15 protein-coding genes, 2 tRNA genes and 1 pseudogene are annotated in these 15,092 nt (G+C 60.9%); 17 read left to right on the top strand and 1 reads right to left on the bottom strand.

Annotated features, from left to right (window positions below; translation table 11 throughout):
* Position 1: 1 nt before the first annotated feature.
* The 11 genes from B2696_RS08850 (at position 2) to B2696_RS08800 (ending at position 8,940) form a co-directional block, all read left to right on the top strand.
* Positions 2-73 (top strand) — tRNA-Val (locus B2696_RS08850).
* A 38-nt stretch (positions 74-111) separates the two neighbouring features.
* Positions 112-184 (top strand) — tRNA-Gly (locus B2696_RS08845).
* A gap of 394 nt (positions 185-578) precedes the next feature.
* Positions 579-1,151: a copper resistance CopC family protein gene (locus B2696_RS08840; RefSeq protein ID WP_286955038.1), complete on the top strand. Its 573-nt coding sequence runs from the start codon at positions 579-581 to the stop codon at positions 1,149-1,151.
* Positions 1,152-1,808, top strand: a complete 657-nt coding sequence (locus B2696_RS08835) for a copper chaperone PCu(A)C (RefSeq protein WP_286955037.1) — start codon at positions 1,152-1,154, stop codon at positions 1,806-1,808. It abuts the gene before it with no gap.
* Positions 1,809-1,810: 2 nt separating this feature from the next.
* Positions 1,811-3,070, top strand: a complete 1,260-nt coding sequence (locus B2696_RS08830; RefSeq protein WP_286955036.1) for a Dyp-type peroxidase — start codon at positions 1,811-1,813, stop codon at positions 3,068-3,070.
* 76 nt (positions 3,071-3,146) lie between these two features.
* Entirely contained in the window at positions 3,147-5,210 is a 2,064-nt protein-coding gene (thrS, locus tag B2696_RS08825; protein ID WP_286955035.1) for a threonine--tRNA ligase, read from the top strand.
* Positions 5,197-5,748, top strand: coding sequence for an HIT family protein (locus tag B2696_RS08820; protein WP_276622247.1), 552 nt, complete (start codon positions 5,197-5,199; stop codon positions 5,746-5,748). The genes thrS and B2696_RS08820 overlap by 14 nt, the downstream gene beginning before the upstream one ends.
* Complete coding sequence (pgsA, locus tag B2696_RS08815; protein ID WP_075729919.1) at positions 5,741-6,388, top strand: phosphatidylinositol phosphate synthase; 648 nt, start codon at positions 5,741-5,743, stop codon at positions 6,386-6,388. The genes B2696_RS08820 and pgsA overlap by 8 nt, the downstream gene beginning before the upstream one ends.
* On the top strand, positions 6,389-7,300 hold the full coding sequence (locus tag B2696_RS08810) for a phosphatidylinositol mannoside acyltransferase (protein WP_276622249.1): 912 nt from the start codon (positions 6,389-6,391) through the stop codon (positions 7,298-7,300).
* A 12-nt stretch (positions 7,301-7,312) separates the two neighbouring features.
* Positions 7,313-8,476: a glycosyltransferase family 4 protein gene (locus tag B2696_RS08805; RefSeq protein WP_276622251.1), complete on the top strand. Its 1,164-nt coding sequence runs from the start codon at positions 7,313-7,315 to the stop codon at positions 8,474-8,476.
* A 2-nt stretch (positions 8,477-8,478) separates the two neighbouring features.
* Entirely contained in the window at positions 8,479-8,940 is a 462-nt protein-coding gene (locus B2696_RS08800) for a hypothetical protein (RefSeq protein WP_075729916.1), read from the top strand.
* Between the two features lie 22 nt (positions 8,941-8,962).
* Here B2696_RS08800 and B2696_RS08795 read toward each other — a convergent pair whose 3' ends face one another.
* The gene (locus B2696_RS08795; RefSeq protein ID WP_286955034.1) at positions 8,963-10,219 is read right to left on the bottom strand and encodes a DUF2029 domain-containing protein; all 1,257 of its coding nucleotides are present in this window, start codon (positions 10,217-10,219) and stop codon (positions 8,963-8,965) included.
* Positions 10,220-10,376: 157 nt separating this feature from the next.
* Here B2696_RS08795 and B2696_RS08790 point away from each other — a divergent pair, with 157 nt between their 5' ends.
* The 6 genes and pseudogenes from B2696_RS08790 to B2696_RS08765 all read left to right on the top strand — a co-directional run.
* Positions 10,377-11,246: an acyl-CoA thioesterase gene (locus B2696_RS08790; protein WP_286955033.1), complete on the top strand. Its 870-nt coding sequence runs from the start codon at positions 10,377-10,379 to the stop codon at positions 11,244-11,246.
* A 108-nt stretch (positions 11,247-11,354) separates the two neighbouring features.
* Complete coding sequence (locus B2696_RS08785; RefSeq protein WP_075729913.1) at positions 11,355-12,110, top strand: YebC/PmpR family DNA-binding transcriptional regulator; 756 nt, start codon at positions 11,355-11,357, stop codon at positions 12,108-12,110.
* 122 nt (positions 12,111-12,232) lie between these two features.
* On the top strand, positions 12,233-12,799 hold the full coding sequence (gene ruvC / locus B2696_RS08780; protein WP_075729912.1) for a crossover junction endodeoxyribonuclease RuvC: 567 nt from the start codon (positions 12,233-12,235) through the stop codon (positions 12,797-12,799).
* A gap of 9 nt (positions 12,800-12,808) precedes the next feature.
* Positions 12,809-13,417 carry a Holliday junction branch migration protein RuvA gene (gene ruvA / locus B2696_RS08775; protein WP_286955032.1) on the top strand — a complete coding sequence of 203 codons (609 nt, stop codon included), beginning with the start codon at positions 12,809-12,811 and terminating at the stop codon, positions 13,415-13,417.
* A 24-nt stretch (positions 13,418-13,441) separates the two neighbouring features.
* Positions 13,442-14,530: a Holliday junction branch migration DNA helicase RuvB gene (ruvB, locus tag B2696_RS08770; protein ID WP_286955031.1), complete on the top strand. Its 1,089-nt coding sequence runs from the start codon at positions 13,442-13,444 to the stop codon at positions 14,528-14,530.
* Between the two features lie 296 nt (positions 14,531-14,826).
* Positions 14,827-15,092 (top strand): annotated as a pseudogene (locus tag B2696_RS08765) (HNH endonuclease); the annotation flags it as partial.

The raw sequence follows: 15,092 nt of genomic DNA, 5'->3' as shown, positions 1-15,092 counted from the left end.
AGCGCGATTAGCTCAGTGGGAGAGCGCTTCCCTGACACGGAAGAGGTCACTGGTTCAATCCCAGTATTGCGCACAAGGACTTTGTCCTAGAAACCGGGCCTGGTTTCGAATGCGGATGTAGCGCAGTTGGTAGCGCATCACCTTGCCAAGGTGAGGGTCGCGAGTTCGAATCTCGTCATCCGCTCAGTTTCAGTATCTAGCAGCGTCTTCCCCGTCAAAAGGGGGAGGGCGCTGCTTTTTCATCGTTGCTCCCTTAACCCGGTTTGGCGCGTTCACTACCCCCGGTTTGATCCTTCACCGCGCGCAGTGGCCAAAAACTTCAAGAACTTGGCCGCTATTTACCGTGAACGCGCCGGCCTTATCTTCGGAAAGCGCAAGTATGCCTTGCCTTAAACTATAAGTTCCCGAAGGTGATTAACACCTCTATCGCGCACAAAGTGGAACTTGGTGGGGAGGTGGCGCGACTACTCCTTGACTATCCGGCGTGCTTGGCGGCTTCGATGGGGGTTATGCCCGCGTTGGGCCCGCGCGTTAGGATGTCAGGCAATTGCACCGCTTGAAATTCAAGGAGTTTCTCCATGGCCCTGAGCCTTCGTTCTTTGTTCCGCGCTGTCACCGCGCTTGCTGCAGCACTCTTGCTCATGGTTGGGGTGGCGCCGCAGGCACTGGCACATGATTCCGTCGTCGGCGGCAGCGTGAAAGAGGGCGAGGTGCTCGATTCCTTCCCGCGCGAAATCACCCTGGAGTTCTCCGGCATCCCGAAGGAAGGATTCATTACCTTCGCTTTAACAAACACGGATACTGGTGAGGTCATTTTCAGAGAGGAACCCGCCGCAGACGGACGTGAGCTCAAGATTGAGACCCCAGAGGGGGTAGATCCAGGACCAGGCAACTATCAGGTTGGTTTCCAGATCACCTCCTCCGATGGACACGCCACGCGTGGTTCTATCACCTTTGAGGTCGCTGGGGCGAGCGCTGTAAATGATGCAGCCTCCGCCAGCGAGCAGCCGGCCGACAGCGGATCTGCCACCGCAGACCCAGAGTTGAGCGGGGCCTTGAAGTTCATCATCGCTGTGGGCGGTGTTCTGGCGTTGTTGGCAGTTGTCGCCATGTTGTTCATGAAGTTTCGCAAGAATGAAGAAGAAGGATAAATGAAGATGACTAGTGGAATGCGTTTTACCTTAGGGATTATTGCGGCCTCGACCTTGGCCCTGAGTGCCTGCTCAGCAAGTGATGAGCCCGCCTCGACGTCGGAGTCAGCAGCGCAGTCATCGGCACAGTCTGCTGCGCCATCTTCTGCTGCTTCTTCAGCCCAAGAGGGTGAGGTTGTGCTGTCCCAGGGAGTCGTGCGCGCCGCGGAAGAGGGCTCGGACATGACGGCCATCTTCGGCACCCTGGAGAACAACAGCGATTCAGATGTTGAGGTCACCGGCTTCCGCAGCTCGGCCAAAGCAGACATGAACCAGCTGCACCAGACCGTCAACGGGCAGATGAGCCAGATGACCGAGCCGATGGTCATCCCGGCACACGGCACTTTTGAGCTCAAGCCCGGTGGCAACCACCTCATGTTGATGGGCCTGCACCAGCCCATCAAGGCTGGTGAGACCATTGACGTGACCTTGGAGCTCAAGGATGGCAGCGAGATTGACCTGGGACAGGTAGAAGCCCGTTCCATGGGTGCGGGCGGCGAAGCCTACGGCGATATCGAGGGCCACGGCGGTCAGGGCGAGCGCTCGGACATGTCTGGTATGGATGGCATGTCGGGCATGGGCTCTGAGGCCAAGCCCAGCGAGTCCGCCGAGCACTAGTCATGACCGGAGTATCAAGGCGAGGGTTCCTTGTAGGGGCCACCGGCGTTGGCATTGGAGCCGGCGCGGTGGCGCTGGCGGGGTGCTCCCGCACAGAAGAATCCTTGAAGCACTCTGGAGGTACTGCTTCCAACACGGGGCACACCGCAGAGCTGGTCGACGCCATCGTTGCCTTCGACGGACCCCACCAGGCCGGCATTGCTACCTCAGCGCAGGCGCACCTCAATATGGTGGGATTTAACCTTAAAAGCGGCGTCGCCAAGCAGGATCTGGCTAACCTCTTAAGGCTGTGGACTGCGGACGCACGTGCCCTGTGCACGGCCGAGACTCCTTTAGGCAGCCTCGAGCCGGAAATGAGCGTTTCCCCGGCCAACCTCACGGTGACCTGTGGACTAGGGCGACCCATCTTCGAGCGCATTGGGGTAGCGCCGCCGAACTGGCTGCGCGACATTAAGGCCTTTGAGCACGATAAGTTGGATCCGGCTTGGGGCCAAAGCGATCTTGTCTTGCAGATCTGCTCTGATGATCCGGTCGTGGCCTCGCATTGCCTGCGGCACATGGTGCGCTCGGGCAGCGACTATGCCGAGGTGAAGTGGCTCCAGCAGGGATTTAGCCATGCGCACGGCAATTATCAGCCGGGCGAGACCGCGCGGAACCTCTTCGGGCAGGTTGACGGGACCATTAACCCGCGCACAGATGAGGAGTTCGATGCGCAGGTGTGGATCGATGAGGGGCCGCAGTGGGGTCAGGGCGGCTCCGCCATGGTGGTGCGTCGCGTGCGCATGAACCTGGACACGTGGGAAGGGCTCGACCGCGCCTCCCGGGAGCACTCCGTTGGCCGCAAGCTTTCCAATGGCGCGCCACTAACGGGTGAGGAAGAACACGATGTGGCAGATTTCTCTGCTACAGACAAGTACGGCCTGCCGGTCATCGATAAAAACTCGCACATGGCGCGGGCCACTGCACCGGCTGACCACCCCGAGCAGAAGATCCTGCGCCGGCCCTATAACTACGAGTTGCCGCCGGATCCACGGACCCCGGATCAGTTGAGCAACGCCGGACAGATCTTCGTGTGCTATCAAAAGGACCCGTCGCTGCAGTTTGAGCCCATTCAGCAACGTCTTGATGAGGCGGATCTGCTCAACGAGTGGCTGACACATGAGGGTTCGGCGGTGTATTTCTGCCCGCCTGGCACCCATGCGGGAAGCGGTGAAGGTGATTCATGGTGGGCACAGTCGCTCCTGGAGCAAGCGGGGCTGTAAGATAGTCTCCCGTCAATCCAATTAGCAGCAGCGGCCAGGTATGCCGCTGCTGCACGAGCGCAAAAGGAGCGCGAGCATGGCGGAAATGATCCCCGCAATCCCGGTCAATTACGAGCCCTTCAAGGTCCCCGCCGGGACGGCGATAGGCGCCGCGATGCGGGAGCGCGATCTCCCCAACAAAGGTCCCGAGGCAGTAGTAGTGGCGCGCGATGAGCACGGCCACCTCTTCGACCTCTCCCACGTGCCGGAGCAAGACACCGTCTTCACCCCGGTTGCCGCGTGCGAGGAAGATGGCCGCGCGGTCATCCGTCACTCCTGCGCCCACGTCATGGCGCAGGCAGTCCAGGAAGAGTTCCCGGGCACCAAGCTTGGTGTGGGACCCGCCATTGAAAATGGCTTCTACTTCGACTTTCAGGTCGCCCGTCCTTTCACCCCGGAGGATTTGAAGGCCATTGAAAAGCGGATGAAAAAGATCATCAAGGGGGGGCAGCGTTTTGAGCGGCACGTTTATCCCAGCGTGGCAGACGCCGAGGCCGCCCTGGTCAATGAGCCCTTCAAGCTGGAACTAGTCCAGGACAAGGGCAATGTTGACCCCAACTCGGACGAGGCCGCCGAGGTGGGCTCGGGCGATCTCACCCACTATGACAACGTCAACCCGCGTACGAACGAGGTGGTGTGGTTTGACCTTTGCCGCGGACCGCACGTTCCTACCACCAAGTACATCCCGGCTTTTACCTTGACTCGTTCCTCCGCGGCTTATTGGCGCGGTGATCAGTCGAAGGCTGATCTGCAGCGCATCTACGGCACGGCTTTTGAGTCCAAGGAAAGTCTCGATTCTTATCTGACCATGGTCGCAGAGGCCGAGAAGCGTGACCACCGCAGGTTGGGCCAGGAGCTGGATCTCTTCAGCTTCCCGGATGAGATTGGCTCTGGGTTCCCGGTATTCCATCCGGATGGAGCAATCGTGCGCATGGAGATGGAGGAGCACTCCCGCAAGCGCCACATCGCCGCCGGATACTCCTTTGTCAACACTCCACACCTGACCAAGGGCGAGCTTTTCAAGAAGTCCGGCCACCTAGACTGGTATGCCGACGGCATGTTCCCACCCATGAAGCTGGATGAGGAGCGTGACGCCGAGGGCAACATCACCAAACCGGCCGTGGACTACTACGCCAAGCCGATGAACTGCCCCATGCACAACCTGATCTTTGCTTCCCGCGGACGTTCCTACCGCGAGCTGCCGCTGCGACTCTTCGAGTTCGGCACCGTCTACCGCTATGAAAAGTCTGGCGTTATCCACGGTTTGACCCGTGCACGTGGATTCACCCAGGATGACGCACACATCTACTGCACCGAGGACCAGCTCGAGGAGGAGCTGACCACCGTCTTGGAGTTCATCATCTCCCTGCTCAAGGACTATGGCCTCGATGACTTCTACCTCGAGCTCTCCACCAAGGACCCCAATAAGTACGTCGGCTCCGATGATATCTGGGAGAAGGCCACCGAGACCCTGCGCGCCGTGGCTGAGAAGTCCGGCCTCGAGCTTGTCCCGGATCCTGCTGGCGCCGCTTTCTACGGCCCGAAGATCTCGGTGCAGGCGCGCGACGCCATTGGCCGTACCTGGCAGATGTCTACCGTGCAGCTCGACTTCAACCTGCCGGAGCGCTTTGAATTGGAGTACACCGGCAGCGATGGCTCCAAGGCACGTCCGGTGATGATTCACCGCGCGCTCTTCGGTTCCATTGAGCGCTTCTTCGCCGTGCTTTTGGAGCACTACGCAGGTGCCTTTCCGGCATGGTTGGCACCGCATCAGGTAGTGGGCATTCCTGTGGCCGATGACTTTTCCCCGCACCTAGAGAAGGTCGCGGCGCAGTTGCGCGAGCGTGGAGTGCGCGCAACGGTGGATACCTCCGATGATCGCATGCAGAAGAAGATTCGCAATCACACCACCGGAAAGGTGCCTTTCATGTTGCTGGCCGGTGCGCGTGACGTCGAGGCGGATGCCGTGTCTTTCCGCTTCCTTGACGGTAGCCAGGTCAATGGCGTTCCCGTCGCCGAGGCCGTGGAGCTTATCTCCGCCTGGATCGGTGCGCGCACCAACGAGCAGCCGAGCGAAGAGCTAATCAGTGCCCGGCGATAGCGATAACGGGAGTTACGTCGACTCCGGTGCCGGGGACCCCGACCGCCTCACGCGCCTGTGGGCCCCGTACCGGATGGCATATATCACCAAACGCTCCGAGGATCCCTTCGTTGAGGCTCCGCGCGGCAGCGACGAGGAGGGACTCATCATCGCCCGCGGTGAACTCGTCTACGCTCTGCTCAACCTTTATCCCTATAATGCCGGCCACCTTATGGTGGTGCCTTATCGCAAGGTCGCGGATCTGGAGAACCTCAGTTCCGCAGAGTCAGCTGAGCTCATGGAGTTCGCGCAGAAAGCGGTGCGGGTACTCAAGCGGGTATCGAACCCGGATGCCATTAACGTGGGCTTCAATCTGGGTAAAGCCTCGGGCGGCTCGGTGGGCGATCACCTGCACCTGCATGTCGTGCCACGCTGGCCGGGGGATAGTAATTTTATGACTATCCTGGATGGGACCAAGGTTTTGCCGCAGTTGCTGAAGGATACCCGGGCCCTGCTTGCGCAGGGGTGGCTGGAAATAGAGGAGGAATTACGTGCTTAGCGTGCATGGCCGCAAACCGGCCGCCGTTGTAGTCGAGCCCATTGCCAAGGCCTTTTTGAAGGTGGGGCTCAGCCCAAATGTGGTCACCGTGGTGGGCACTATCGTGACGATCGCCATCTCGGTGATCCTCATTCCGGCCGGTCATCTCTTTGCCGCAGCGATTATTTCGGGGCTATTTGTCGCTTTCGATATGCTCGATGGCACCATGGCCCGGCTCTCGGGCCAGGCCTCGAAGTTCGGTGCCACGCTCGACGCCTCCTGTGACCGCATCACCGATGGTGCGCTGTTCTGCGCGATTGCTTGGTGGCTCATCTATACCGCCGATGCAGCGCAGTCTACGGTTATCGCCTGCTTCATCACCCTGGTATCTTCCCAGGTTATTTCCTATATCAAGGCCCGCGGTGAGGCCTCCGGTTTCACCATGGTCGGCGGGCTCATCGAGCGCCCCGAGCGCCTCATCCTGGGGCTCGGTGGCGTGGGGCTAGAGGGGCTTGGCGTGCCCAATGCCATCGCCGTCTCTCTGTGGATTTTGGCCATCGGTTCTATCTTCACCGTTTTCCAGCGCATGCTGATTGCCGGGCGCCAGGAGCACGCCAACCGCGAAGCCGCGCGGCGCAGCGCAGAGCAGGAACCCGCCTAGATGTGGCGGGCGCAAGACCTCAGCGCGCTCGCGTACCTCGTGGGGTGGAAGGTCGTGGGTATTGCCCCCGAGCCCGTGGCCCGCGTGGCTTTCCGCTTCATCGCGGATAGGGTCTCCCACGACGGCAAAGGCATGGAACAGCTGCGCCGCAACCTGACCCGGGTGGTCGGCGCGGAGAACGTGACCAGGCAGTTGGTCAGGGATTCCATGCGCTCCTACCTGCGTTATTGGCTCGAGGCCTTCCGCCTGCCGCGCATGCACGATGATCCGCAACTTCTGCGCCGCCTGCACGAAGGTCTGCGCGGCTTGGAGCATCTGCGGGCCTCCGAGCGCCGCGGCAAGGGAGTCATCCTCGCGCTGCCGCATTCCGGGAACTGGGATATGGCGGGCACCTTGCTCGTTGATCTCTCCGGGCAATTCACCACCGTCGCCGAAAGGCTCAAGCCAGAGGTGCTTTTCGACGCCTTCGTAGACTTCCGCCGTGCCCTCGGCTTCGACGTGGTTGCCCTCACGGGGGGTGCAGAGCCACCATTCCACCATCTCAAGCAGGTCGTGGAAGCCGGTGGCATAGTGTGCTTGCTCTCCGAGCGCGACCTCACGCGTACCGGGGTGAGCGTGGATTTCATGGGGGAGCAGGCCAACATGGCCGCCGGCCCCTCGCAATTAGCCATCGAGACTGGGGCGGCACTTCACGTGGTCCACTCGTGGTACGAAAGCCCTGAAGAGGGCGGGGGCTGGGGCTTATCCGTTAGCGAGCCGGTGGAGGTCACGGACGTCGTCGCCACCACGCAGCGCCTTGCGGATGGCTTTGCCGCCAATATTCGCCGCCATCCGGCAGATTGGCATATGCTGCAGCCGCAGTGGAATGTGGACGTCGACAAGCGCCGCCGCGACCGGGAAGCACAGAGTTAGGCGGAAGCGAGCATGCGCATTGGACTTGTTTGCCCCTATTCCTTCGATGAGCCCGGCGGGGTTCAGGCCCATATCCTGGACCTGGCCACCGTTTTTATTGAGCAGGGCCACTTCGTGCGGGTGATCGGCCCGGCCTCGCCGCACACGCCCCTGCCGGACTTTGTGGTCAAGGGCGGTCGCGCGATCCCAATCACCTACAACGGCTCCGTGGCCAGACTTGCCATCGGCCCGCAGGTGTTAAGGAATGTCAAGGCCTTCATCCGCGAGGGCGACTTTGACGTTCTTCACATTCATGAGCCCAACTCGCCGAGCTATTCCTTAGCCGCGCTGAGCGTAGCCCAAGGGCCCATCGTTGCCACCTACCATGCCTCGGCCTCGAGTTCCTTGGTTCTCTCTCTAGTCAAACCTTTCCTCATGCCTTTGCTGGAGAAGATCCGCGGTGGCATTGCGGTCTCGGAGATGGCGCGGCGCTGGCAGGTGGAAAAGCTGGGCGGGGACCCCGTCCTCATTCCCAATGGGGTAGATACCTCTGTCTATGCTCGCGCGCGCAGCCTTGCTGAGACAGAGAATGCACGACGGCCCGAGAATCCAGAGCGGGCGGATAGTGCAGCCCAGGCGAAGATGCAGCCCGGACAAGAGCGACCGCTGGAAATCGTGTTCTTGGGGCGCCTTGATGAGCCGCGTAAAGGTCTCGACATCCTGCTCGAGGCGCTAGAAAGGCTTGAGCACCGCGTGCGTGTGACCGTTATGGGGGGCGGCCGGACCCGGCACGTGCCCGGGGTGGACTTTGCGGGCCGCGTCAGCGACGCGGAGAAGGCCGAGATCCTTGGGCGGGCGGACATCTATGTTGCTCCTAATACGGGAGGAGAGAGCTTTGGCATAGTGCTCGTGGAGGCGATGGCGGCTGGCTGTGCCGTTGTGGCCTCCGACTTGGAGGCCTTTGCCGCAGTGTGTGACGTGGATTCGCCCACCCCGGCAGGTGTCCTTTTCCGCAACGAGGACCCGGCTGATTTGGCCCGCGTCCTTGATGAAGTGATCTCCGATAAGAAGCTGCGGGAGCAGCTGGTGGAGGCAGGTACCCACCGGGCGCGCACCTATGACTGGGACCATGTAGCGGCCGCCGTCATGAAGGTCTATGAGACCGTCCAGGATGGCACCAAGGTGAGGATTAAGTAGACATGACACTTGAGACCTTCTTCTTTATCCTCGCCCTCGTCGTGGCGCTTTTTTCCGCGTGGGCATATTTCACCGCGCAACGCCTTAACACCCTCCATATTCGCACCGATGCTGCTTTGGCGCAGTTGGAGGCCACGCTTGATCGCCGCGCCGCCGTCGTCGCGGCGCTCGCCCCCGAGCTCGCGGACGTAGCGAAGGCCGCTGACACCACGAACCTGGCTCAAAACCAGTTCGAGGAGCGCTCGGCCAAAGAGAGAGCCTTATCGGATGCCATAGGGCAACGCTTCCCGCAGCTTCCCGCGCCCTTGGTGGATGCGGAGGCGCGCATCCAGCTAGCTCATCGCTTCTACAACGAGGCTGTCAGTGACACGCGCGCGCTGCGCCTGCGGCCGATGGTCCGTATCTTCCGGCTGGGTGGGCGCGCCCCGCTCCCAGACTTTTTTGACTACTCTTTCTCGGATTAAAAGCCGAGCCTAGGAAGGGTGACTAGGCACCCAAACGCTGCAAGCGCGCCCCTTGGGGTGCTGTGCGCGGGCGCGCTCCAAGGCGCAGCTCGGCGATAAACCAGGCCAGAGCCCCCAGAGTCATCACGAGGATGAGGCTGTTGCGCACCACCAGGCAGATGACCGCCGCATTCAAGCCAAAGCCGGGGTCGGTGATAGACGCGTAGTTGAAGGGGAAGATATAGGTTCCCAGCCCCGCGGCGATGATGGCGCACAGGGCCAGGAAGCCCTTGAGCCAAGCGACGCCGCGGCCCGAGGATTGGCGCACAAGCACGGCGAGCAGCGGGCCTATCCACACGATGTACTGCGGGGAAAAGACCTTGTTAGTGGCAATGAGCGCAAGCACCAAGAGCACGCACAGTGCCTGAGCGGAGTGCGTAGTCCAGCCGCCCGCGCAGAAGCGATACAAGGCGAAGGAGACCGCGAAAAAGAGTAGGACCGCCATGGAGACCGTGCTGATGGCGATGGCGGTATCGACGCCAGGGCCGGTGATCTCAAAACTCTTGGAGGAGGCATAGAAGATGGAGTATTGCCGCGGGTTAAGGTGCGCCTGCACGATGGCGATGCTCGCGGGAAGGGATTCTATCTGCAGGCCGCGCTCTCCCTGATAGTTCAGGGGGGACAGGAGCCTATCGACGCCCTGGGTAAGTACAGTTACTGCGCTCAGCGCTGCGCCGGTGGCGACAAAAACCATAAGGCGCACCCAGGTATGCGCGCGCGTGACTCGGTCCACCAGGGCTACGGCGAGGACTCCCGGCCAAAGCTTCATCGTGGTCGCAAGCGCTAGGAGGCCGGCAGCCACGTTGGGGCGAGAGATGAAGAAAGCGCCTGCCCCTGCTACCGCTAAGGCAGGGAAGAGATCGAGGCGCATCAGCAGGACCGGGCCTGCGGCAGTGCCGAATATGATCCAGAACCAGGCGGCGAGTATTGCCCGGCGGTTGTGCGCGTGGTGGCGCAGCAAGAGTGCGAGAAAAGCGCCGTCGACAAGCAGGCACATGACGATGTAATCGTTGATGTAGGAGGAAAGATCCTGGCCGCTGAACCAGGAGACCACCAGGGTGGGCCAGGCTCCCACGTCCGGATACTCCGTCATGTCTTTGGCGCGGCTACCGTAGATGCCCGTGAAGTAATAGATGACATCGCCGTCAGCACCAGTATCTAGGCGGCACATGGAGACGAGCAGGATTCGAGCTATTATCCAGCCAATCCAGGCGCCAATAACGGAGCGGTACTTTTTCACTCTCCGGAGTTTAATTGACTTTTGGCGTGGGTGACTATTTCAACCGCCATTTTGTGCAAAGACGAAGCATTTTCTAAGGGTATGCCGCTTCTCCCGCGTGGGCGGGGAAGTACAGTGAGAAAAGCCCTTAAACAAAGAACCTGGGAGGAGAGGTCATATGGCCAGCATCGTGGACGTGTTGGAACTGCAGGAGGAAGGAGCAGGTCACTTCATCGCTCCGGCCGTGCCCTCCCAGATTTCGCGCACCTTCGGCGGGCAAGTGGTGGCCCAAGCACTACGCGCCGCACAGCTCACTGTGAGCGAAAAGCAGGTGCACTCTCTGCACAGCTACTTCCTGCGCCCTGGTGACTCCTCGAGCCCAATGTCACTGCAGGTGGAGACTGTGCGCGATGGCCGCTCCTTTGCCGCGAGGCAGGTGCGCGCTAGTCAACACGGCAAGCTCATTTTTATCCTCAGCGCCTCCTTCCACCTTCCCGGGGAACAAGGCCCTGAGCACGCGGATCCAGCTCCGGAGGTTCCGGGGCCGCAGGAGGCAGTGCGCGGCGGTGGTGGCAAGCTGCATTCCCCGCGCATCATCTTGCCGGAGTGGCAGGATTGGGATATTCGGCTCATCCCGGAGCCAGGCCGCGATAGCGCCGCCGCAGAGAGAACTGGCTCGGGATTTCGCTATATTTGGTTCCGCTATACCGGCGCCGTTCCTGCTGAACAGAGCTTTCATCAGGCGGGGCTGGCCTATATGTCAGATATGACGCTCATCCGCTCAGCGCTCATCGAGCACCAGGGCGTGGAGGTCCAGCTGGCTAGCCTGGACCATTGCATGTGGTTCTTTCGCCCCATCCATGTAGATGAGTGGCTGCTCTATGAGCAAGTATCGCCCGCGGCAGGCGGCGGCACGGGATTAGCACAGGGAAAACTCTATAATCGCGCCGGTGAACTGGTGGCCATGACCATGCAGGAAGGGCTCATGCGCACGGTAGAAAAGCCTCTGAGAGCAGGCGGCGCGCACGGAAATTGGCAGGATGTATAGGCGCCCTCAAGCGCGCGGCAGTGAAAAGCAGGGACCGGTTTTTTCGGTGCTTGGCGCAGGCACGTATAATTGCCTGCAGTTTCTCATCCCCGATATGAAAGGGACATGATGTCCGGCCACTCTAAATGGGCTACTACCAAGCACAAGAAGGCTGCAAACGATGCCAAGCGCGGTAAGGAATTTGCCAAGCTGATCAAAAACATCGAAGTTGCAGCGCGTACGGGTGGCGGCGATCCCTCTGCAAACCCGACCCTCGATGACATGATCAAGAAGGCCAAGAAGGCCTCCGTTCCCAATGACAATATCGAGCGCGCCCGCAAGCGCGGCTCCGGTGAGGAAGCCGGCGGCGCCGACTGGGAAACCATCATGTATGAGGGCTACGGTCCCAACGGCGTTGCCATGTTGATCGAGTGCCTGACTGATAACCGCAACCGTGCCGCCACCGACGTGCGCACTGCAATGTCGAAGAACGGTGGCAACCTGGGTGAATCCGGCTCCGTGGCCTATATGTTCTCCCGCATCGGTATCGTCACCGTGGTCAAGGGCGAGCTCAGCGAGGACGATGTCCTCATGGCCGTGCTCGACGCCGGTGCCGAAGAGGTCAACGATCTCGGCGAGCGCTTTGAAGTAACTTGCGCGCCCACGGACGTTCCGGCCGTGAAGGCAGCACTGGAGGAGGCTGGTATCGAAATTGATGATTCCGATACCGATTTCCGCGCCTCGGTCGAGGTGCCCCTGGAAGCTGCGGATGCTCGCAAGATCTTCCGCCTTATTGACGCCCTCGAAGAATCCGATGACGTCCAGAACGTCTACACCAACATGGACTTGTCTGATGAGGTCCTAGCAGAGCTCGAGGAAGACTAACCTTCCTCCTGCCCAAAGCGCACATTTAGAACATGTGTGTGTATCCTAGTAAGGAATCCTGCGGCGATGTGCGTTGCAGGGAAATTACTTAGGGTCAAGGGAAGGCATGGTGGGCAGCGGCGGTGAATCTCGAGGGATTGCGAGTCATGGGGATTGACCCCGGGCTGACGCGCTGTGGGCTTTCCGTCGTGCAAGCCGGGCGGGGCCGCGCCATCATACCGGTCTCGGTCGGCGTGGTGCGCACCCCGAGCGATAAAGAACTCGCGGAGCGCCTGTTGCGCCTTTCCGTCGCAGTACGCGAATGGATGGATGATTACCGCCCCCATGTCATTGCCATCGAGCGAGTGTTCGAGCGCGGAAACGTCTCCACGGTCATGCAGACCGCCCACGCGGTAGGCGTACTCGTGCTCGCTGCTGCCGAGCGCGATATTCCTGTGCACATGTACACCCCCTCTGAGGTGAAGAAGGCCATTTCCGGCAACGGCCGCGCAGACAAAAAGCAGATGACCGTGATGATCACGCGCATCCTTGGCCTCTCGGAGGCCCCAAAGCCGGCGGATGCTGCGGATGCGCTCGCCTTGGCGGTGTGTCACTGCTGGCGTGCCCCAGCACTGGCTCGCGTGCGCGGGCCGGAGGCGGGGATACCAGGTGCCTGGCCCAGCAAGAATGAAAAGACTCGGAAAGGTTAGGTACCACAGGTGATTGCATCCCTTCACGGCGAGGTGATTAGTATCGGCCTCGACCATGCTGTCATTGAATGTGGCGGTGTGGGCTATAAGTTCCTAGCCACAGCGAACACCCTGGCCCAGCTCCAGAGGGAGCACGAGGCGCGCGTGTTGACCTCCTTGGTGGTCAAAGAAGACTCGATGACGCTCTTCGGGTTCTTCGCACCTGAGGACAGAGAAATGTTTCATCTCCTGCAGTCTGTGTCTGGTCTGGGTCCCAAACTTGCCATGGCAGCCTTGTCCGTTATGAATGCCGCCGATCTGGCGGCTGCCATCGCCGCTGCGGACTCTAAGCGCTTGCAATCAGTACCAGGTGTGGGCAAACGCATGGCGGAACGCATGGCCTTGGAGCTCAAGGACAAGGTCGCAGCCTTTAGCCCGGTGGCACCTTCCGCCGATCTTTCTCAGGCCTCGGGCGCACCAGCCGTGCTGGTGGAACAGGTTACGGAGGCACTTTTGGGCCTGGGCTTTAGTGAAAAGGCCTCCCGCCCAGTGGTGGAAGCCATCGCGGCGGAGCAGCCTGAGGCTGCCACTGCGGAAGTCTTGCGCGCCGCGCTGAGCCAGCTCGGGCGCAAGAAGTAGGCTCGGCAAGAGGAAAGGGGAAAAATGTCAGACCTTGAACGCACCGAGTTCTCTTTGCCCGAGGACCTGCAGCAGTCCGCCGCCTCGCAGGCCAGCGCCCGCAATAGTGACGTCGATGCGCAACTGCAGCCGGGGGAGCGCGACGCTGAGCGCTCGCTGCGCCCGAAGTCGCTGGGAGAGTTCATTGGCCAGCCCAAGGTGCGCGAACAGCTCTCCCTGGTACTTAATGGCGCGAAGAATAGGGGAGTCACCCCCGATCACGTTCTCCTCTCCGGGCCTCCTGGCCTAGGCAAGACAACGATGGCCATGATCATTGCTCAAGAACTGGGCACCTCTTTGCGCATGACCTCTGGGCCTGCGCTCGAACGCGCCGGTGATCTCGCCGCCATGCTCTCCAATTTGATGGAGGGCGATGTCCTCTTCATCGATGAGATTCACCGCATTGCCCGCCCTGCGGAGGAAATGCTCTACATGGCCATGGAGGACTTCCGGATCGATGTCATCGTGGGTAAGGGCCCTGGTGCGACTTCAATACCTTTGGAGATCCCGCCTTTTACCCTCGTGGGCGCCACCACCCGCGCGGGGATGCTTACCGGCCCCTTGCGCGATCGCTTTGGCTTTACCGCGCAGATGGAGTTCTATGACACGCCTGATCTCACCCGCGTCATCACCCGCGCGGCGAAGATCTTGGAACTCGACGTCGACCACGATGCCGCAGTAGAGATAGGCTCGCGCTCCCGCGGAACCCCGCGTATTGCCAACCGCCTGCTGCGTCGCGTGCGGGACTTCGCTGAGGTCAACGGGGACGGGCACATCGACCTAGCCGCCGCGCGCGGTGCCCTCGAGGTCTTTGACGTCGATGAGATGGGCCTCGACCGCCTGGATCGCGCGGTGCTCAGTGCCCTCATTAACGGACACGGTGGCGGGCCAGTGGGAGTGAATACTCTCGCCGTCGCGGTAGGTGAGGAATCTTCCACGGTGGAGGAAGTCTGCGAGCCTTATCTGGTGCGTGCCGGAATGATCGCCCGCACTGCGCGAGGCCGGGTGGCCACCTCAGCAGCGTGGCAGCACCTTGGGCTTACTCCTCCCGAGGGGGCGCTGGGGCTGTTCTAGCGCCCAGGAAAGCCGGGACTCGGTAGGTTGATTCAGTGCTTTCCAGGGCGTGCTGCGCCGCTTTAGGGGTTCTTTGTTTTGTTGGTCAGTTGTTCTGGATACCGAGAGCTCCTTGATCCCGCATGAGCTTAACCGTTCAGGGTAACTCGGATGGCCTCGCCAGCGCACTACCTAATTCTGGCGAGGCGGCCCGGCTGTGGATAACCGCCCCGGGCCTGGTGGGTTATCCACAGTTTCTGCCTTGGGTGCGGGTTGGGGATTGTCGCACCGCTTGGCGGTGCCTTAGCGTGACGGTCATGGGTTTACAGGAGTATTTCGCGCAACTCGGCCAAGGCATTGACCTTGTAGCCGAGTGCTCGGGGCTGTCTGTACCAGCCCTTGAGAAGATGGGGGCTAGCACACACGATGTCGCGGAGCTTACCTGCCTGCACGCCATCTACTTTGGCTCCACGCCTTATACGGGCAAACAACGCCTAGCTGTTGATGCTGCTAGGCGCAACCAGCACTCCTTGAGCACTCTGCGCCTTATCGAGTCTTTTACCCGCCGCGTCAAAGAACAACG

It is taken from the genome of Corynebacterium sp. UBA4397 (genome assembly GCF_002390965.1).
In the GTDB taxonomy this organism is placed as follows: Bacteria; Actinomycetota; Actinomycetes; order Mycobacteriales; family Mycobacteriaceae; genus Corynebacterium; species Corynebacterium flavescens.
This window is presented reverse-complemented; position numbering and strand designations above follow the sequence as displayed.

Coding starts and splice junctions, on each gene's coding strand:
- B2696_RS08840 (WP_286955038.1), top strand. CDS start 579: ATGGCCCTGAGCCTTCGTTCTTTGTTCCGCGCTGTCACCGCGCTTGCT.
- B2696_RS08835 (WP_286955037.1), top strand. CDS start 1,152: ATGAAGATGACTAGTGGAATGCGTTTTACCTTAGGGATTATTGCGGCC.
- B2696_RS08830 (WP_286955036.1), top strand. CDS start 1,811: ATGACCGGAGTATCAAGGCGAGGGTTCCTTGTAGGGGCCACCGGCGTT.
- thrS (WP_286955035.1), top strand. CDS start 3,147: ATGGCGGAAATGATCCCCGCAATCCCGGTCAATTACGAGCCCTTCAAG.
- B2696_RS08810 (WP_276622249.1), top strand. CDS start 6,389: ATGTGGCGGGCGCAAGACCTCAGCGCGCTCGCGTACCTCGTGGGGTGG.
- B2696_RS08805 (WP_276622251.1), top strand. CDS start 7,313: ATGCGCATTGGACTTGTTTGCCCCTATTCCTTCGATGAGCCCGGCGGG.
- B2696_RS08800 (WP_075729916.1), top strand. CDS start 8,479: ATGACACTTGAGACCTTCTTCTTTATCCTCGCCCTCGTCGTGGCGCTT.
- B2696_RS08790 (WP_286955033.1), top strand. CDS start 10,377: ATGGCCAGCATCGTGGACGTGTTGGAACTGCAGGAGGAAGGAGCAGGT.
- B2696_RS08785 (WP_075729913.1), top strand. CDS start 11,355: ATGTCCGGCCACTCTAAATGGGCTACTACCAAGCACAAGAAGGCTGCA.
- ruvB (WP_286955031.1), top strand. CDS start 13,442: ATGTCAGACCTTGAACGCACCGAGTTCTCTTTGCCCGAGGACCTGCAG.